Source organism: Streptococcus mitis, from assembly GCF_946190285.1.
Classification (GTDB): Bacteria; Bacillota; Bacilli; order Lactobacillales; family Streptococcaceae; genus Streptococcus; species Streptococcus mitis_CP.
In genome coordinates this window covers 1-5,203 of record NZ_CAMHZX010000013.1, presented here as the reverse complement: position 1 = coordinate 5,203, position 5,203 = coordinate 1, and the positions used below count along the sequence as shown (strand labels likewise).

Annotated in this window: 2 tRNA genes and 3 rRNA genes; all 5 read right to left on the bottom strand. The window is 49.7% G+C overall.

Going from position 1 to position 5,203, the window contains the following annotated elements:
- Position 1 precedes the first annotated feature (1 nt).
- A 5S ribosomal RNA gene (rrf, locus tag N8L39_RS09210) occupies positions 2-117 on the bottom strand.
- Between the two features lie 76 nt (positions 118-193).
- Positions 194-3,095: ribosomal RNA gene (locus tag N8L39_RS09205) — 23S ribosomal RNA — on the bottom strand.
- 125 nt (positions 3,096-3,220) lie between these two features.
- Positions 3,221-3,293 (bottom strand) — tRNA-Ala (locus N8L39_RS09200).
- 51 nt (positions 3,294-3,344) lie between these two features.
- Positions 3,345-4,890: ribosomal RNA gene (locus N8L39_RS09195) — 16S ribosomal RNA — on the bottom strand.
- Together the 16S, 23S and 5S rRNA genes with 2 tRNA genes alongside form the textbook arrangement of a ribosomal RNA operon.
- A gap of 241 nt (positions 4,891-5,131) precedes the next feature.
- A tRNA-Glu gene (locus N8L39_RS09190) sits at positions 5,132-5,203 on the bottom strand.

The following is a 5,203-nucleotide window of genomic DNA, read 5'->3' as shown; positions in this document are numbered from 1 at the left end:
AGCTAAGCGACTTCCATATCTCACAGGGGGCAACCCCCAACTACTTCCGGCGTTCTAGGGCTTAACTTCTGTGTTCGGCATGGGTACAGGTGTATCTCCTAGGCTATCGTCACTTAACTCTGAGTAATACCTACTCAAAATTGAATATCTATTCAAATCAAGAAAACCGTTCGCTTTCATATTCTCAGTTACTTTGGATAAGTCCTCGAGCTATTAGTATTAGTCCGCTTCATGTGTCGCCACACTTCCACTTCTAACCTATCTACCTGATCATCTCTCAGGGCTCTTACTGATATAAAATCATGGGAAATCTCATCTTGAGGTGGGTTTCACACTTAGATGCTTTCAGCGTTTATCCCTTCCCTACATAGCTACCCAGCGATGCCTTTGGCAAGACAACTGGTACACCAGCGGTAAGTCCACTCTGGTCCTCTCGTACTAGGAGCAGATCCTCTCAAATTTCCTACGCCCGCGACGGATAGGGACCGAACTGTCTCACGACGTTCTGAACCCAGCTCGCGTGCCGCTTTAATGGGCGAACAGCCCAACCCTTGGGACCGACTACAGCCCCAGGATGCGACGAGCCGACATCGAGGTGCCAAACCTCCCCGTCGATGTGAACTCTTGGGGGAGATAAGCCTGTTATCCCCAGGGTAGCTTTTATCCGTTGAGCGATGGCCCTTCCATACGGAACCACCGGATCACTAAGCCCGACTTTCGTCCCTGCTCGAGTTGTAGCTCTCGCAGTCAAGCTCCCTTATACCTTTACACTCTGCGAATGATTTCCAACCATTCTGAGGGAACCTTTGGGCGCCTCCGTTACCTTTTAGGAGGCGACCGCCCCAGTCAAACTGCCCGTCAGACACTGTCTCCGATAGGGATCACCTATCCGGGTTAGAGTGGCCATAACACAAGGGTAGTATCCCAACAACGTCTCCTTCGAAACTGGCGTCCCGATCTCATAGACTCCTACCTATCCTGTACATGTGGTACAGACACTCAATATCAAACTGCAGTAAAGCTCCATGGGGTCTTTCCGTCCTGTCGCGGGTAACCTGCATCTTCACAGGTACTAAAATTTCACCGAGTCTCTCGTTGAGACAGTGCCCAAATCATTACGCCTTTCGTGCGGGTCGGAACTTACCCGACAAGGAATTTCGCTACCTTAGGACCGTTATAGTTACGGCCGCCGTTTACTGGGGCTTCAATTCATACCTTCGCTTACGCTAAGCACTCCTCTTAACCTTCCAGCACCGGGCAGGCGTCACCCCCTATACATCATCTTACGATTTAGCAGAGAGCTGTGTTTTTGATAAACAGTTGCTTGGGCCTATTCACTGCGGCTGACTTAAAGTCAGCACCCCTTCTCCCGAAGTTACGGGGTCATTTTGCCGAGTTCCTTAACGAGAGTTCTCTCGCTCACCTGAGGCTACTCGCCTCGACTACCTGTGTCGGTTTGCGGTACGGGTAGAGTATGTTTAAACGCTAGAAGCTTTTCTTGGCAGTGTGACGTCACTAACTTCGCTACTAAACTTCGCTCCCCATCACAGCTCAATGTTATAGAACTAAGCATTTGACTCAGTTCACACCTCACTGCTTAGACAGACACTTCCAATCGTCTGCTTTAGTTAGCCTACTGCGTCCCTCCATCACTACATACTCTAGTACAGGAATATCAACCTGTTGTCCATCGGATACACCTTTCGGTCTCTCCTTAGGTCCCGACTAACCCAGGGCGGACGAGCCTTCCCCTGGAAACCTTAGTCTTACGGTGGACAGGATTCTCACCTGTCTTTCGCTACTCATACCGGCATTCTCACTTCTATGCGTTCCAGCACTCCTCACGGTACACCTTCATCACACATAGAACGCTCTCCTACCATACCTATAAAGGTATCCACAGCTTCGGTAAATTGTTTTAGCCCCGGTACATTTTCGGCGCAGGGTCACTCGACTAGTGAGCTATTACGCACTCTTTGAATGAATAGCTGCTTCTAAGCTAACATCCTAGTTGTCTGTGCAACCCCACATCCTTTTCCACTTAACAATTATTTTGGGACCTTAGCTGGTGGTCTGGGCTGTTTCCCTTTCGACTACGGATCTTAGCACTCGCAGTCTGACTGCCGACCATAATTCATTGGCATTCGGAGTTTATCTGAGATTGGTAATCCGGGATGGACCCCTCACCCAAACAGTGCTCTACCTCCAAGAATCTCTAATGTCGACGCTAGCCCTAAAGCTATTTCGGAGAGAACCAGCTATCTCCAAGTTCGTTTGGAATTTCTCCGCTACCCACAAGTCATCCAAGCACTTTTCAACGTGCCCTGGTTCGGTCCTCCAGTGCGTCTTACCGCACCTTCAACCTGCTCATGGGTAGGTCACATGGTTTCGGGTCTACGTCATGATACTAAGGCGCCCTATTCAGACTCGGTTTCCCTACGGCTCCGTCTCTTCAACTTAACCTCGCATCATAACGTAACTCGCCGGTTCATTCTACAAAAGGCACGCTCTCACCCATTAACGGGCTCGAACTTGTTGTAGGCACACGGTTTCAGGTTCTATTTCACTCCCCTCCCGGGGTGCTTTTCACCTTTCCCTCACGGTACTGGTTCACTATCGGTCACTAGGGAGTATTTAGGGTTGGGAGATGGTCCTCCCAGATTCCGACGGGATTTCACGTGTCCCGCCGTACTCAGGATACTGCTAGGTACAAAGACTATTTTAAATACGAGGCTATTACTCTCTTTGGCTGATCTTCCCAAATCATTCTTCTATAATCTTTGAGTCCACATTGCAGTCCTACAACCCCGAAGAGTAAACTCTTCGGTTTGCCCTTCTGCCGTTTCGCTCGCCGCTACTAAGGCAATCGCTTTTGCTTTCTCTTCCTGCAGCTACTTAGATGTTTCAGTTCACTGCGTCTTCCTCCTCACATCCTTAACAGATGCGGGTAACAGGTAGTACCTGTTGGGTTCCCCCATTCGGAAATCCCTGGATCATCGCTTACTTACAGCTACCCAAGGCATATCGTCGTTTGTCACGTCCTTCTTCGGCTCCTAGTGCCAAGGCATCCACCGTGCGCCCTTATTAACTTAACCTTATTTTTCTGACCTTTCAGTCATAAACTCTTATTAATACTACAGCGTTTTCGGTTTATTTTCTTGTTACTATTTGATATAGATATTCAATTTTCAATGTGCATTACTTGGTGATCTCTCACCAATGGAGCCTAGCGGGATCGAACCGCTGACCTCCTGCGTGCAAAGCAGGCGCTCTCCCAGCTGAGCTAAGGCCCCACAAGACCTCTCAAGACTAAACAAGACCAATGCGCAGTTCCTTATCCTTAGAAAGGAGGTGATCCAGCCGCACCTTCCGATACGGCTACCTTGTTACGACTTCACCCCAATCATCTATCCCACCTTAGGCGGCTGGCTCCTTACGGTTACCTCACCGACTTCGGGTGTTACAAACTCTCGTGGTGTGACGGGCGGTGTGTACAAGGCCCGGGAACGTATTCACCGCGGCGTGCTGATCCGCGATTACTAGCGATTCCGACTTCATGTAGGCGAGTTGCAGCCTACAATCCGAACTGAGACTGGCTTTAAGAGATTAGCTTGCCGTCACCGGCTTGCGACTCGTTGTACCAGCCATTGTAGCACGTGTGTAGCCCAGGTCATAAGGGGCATGATGATTTGACGTCATCCCCACCTTCCTCCGGTTTATTACCGGCAGTCTCGCTAGAGTGCCCAACTGAATGATGGCAACTAACAATAGGGGTTGCGCTCGTTGCGGGACTTAACCCAACATCTCACGACACGAGCTGACGACAACCATGCACCACCTGTCACCTCTGTCCCGAAGGAAAACTCTATCTCTAGAGCGGTCAGAGGGATGTCAAGACCTGGTAAGGTTCTTCGCGTTGCTTCGAATTAAACCACATGCTCCACCGCTTGTGCGGGCCCCCGTCAATTCCTTTGAGTTTCAACCTTGCGGTCGTACTCCCCAGGCGGAGTGCTTAATGCGTTAGCTGCGGCACTAAACCCCGGAAAGGGTCTAACACCTAGCACTCATCGTTTACGGCGTGGACTACCAGGGTATCTAATCCTGTTTGCTCCCCACGCTTTCGAGCCTCAGCGTCAGTTACAAGCCAGAGAGCCGCTTTCGCCACCGGTGTTCCTCCATATATCTACGCATTTCACCGCTACACATGGAATTCCACTCTCCCCTCTTGCACTCAAGTTAAACAGTTTCCAAAGCGTACTATGGTTAAGCCACAGCCTTTAACTTCAGACTTATCTAACCGCCTGCGCTCGCTTTACGCCCAATAAATCCGGACAACGCTCGGGACCTACGTATTACCGCGGCTGCTGGCACGTAGTTAGCCGTCCCTTTCTGGTAAGATACCGTCACAGTGTGAACTTTCCACTCTCACACTCGTTCTTCTCTTACAACAGAGCTTTACGATCCGAAAACCTTCTTCACTCACGCGGCGTTGCTCGGTCAGACTTCCGTCCATTGCCGAAGATTCCCTACTGCTGCCTCCCGTAGGAGTCTGGGCCGTGTCTCAGTCCCAGTGTGGCCGATCACCCTCTCAGGTCGGCTATGTATCGTCGCCTTGGTGAGCCGTTACCCCACCAACTAGCTAATACAACGCAGGTCCATCTGGTAGTGATGCAATTGCACCTTTTAAGCAAATGTCATGCAACATCTACTCTTATGCGGTATTAGCTATCGTTTCCAATAGTTATCCCCCGCTACCAGGCAGGTTACCTACGCGTTACTCACCCGTTCGCAACTCATCCAGAGAAGCAAGCTCCTCCTTCAGCGTTCTACTTGCATGTATTAGGCACGCCGCCAGCGTTCGTCCTGAGCCAGGATCAAACTCTCATTAAAAGTTTGAGTTCTCACTCATTTCTGTCACTGACAGATTTATTGTTTTTTCATTGTTCAGTACTACAACCTTAGTTGTAGTGCCCTGCACATTGGTTCGTCTTGTTCAGTTTTCAAAGGTCTTTGTCACTTACTTCTCTCAAGTGACAACTATATTAGTATATCACAGTCGCTTTCGCTTGTCAACACTTTTTTGAAACTTTTTTAATCTTTTTTCATCAAGTGCCTCAACCACAACATACCATAGTCCGTACGGGATTCGAACCCGTGTTACCGCCGTGAAAAGGCGGTGTCTTAACCCCTTGACCAACGGACC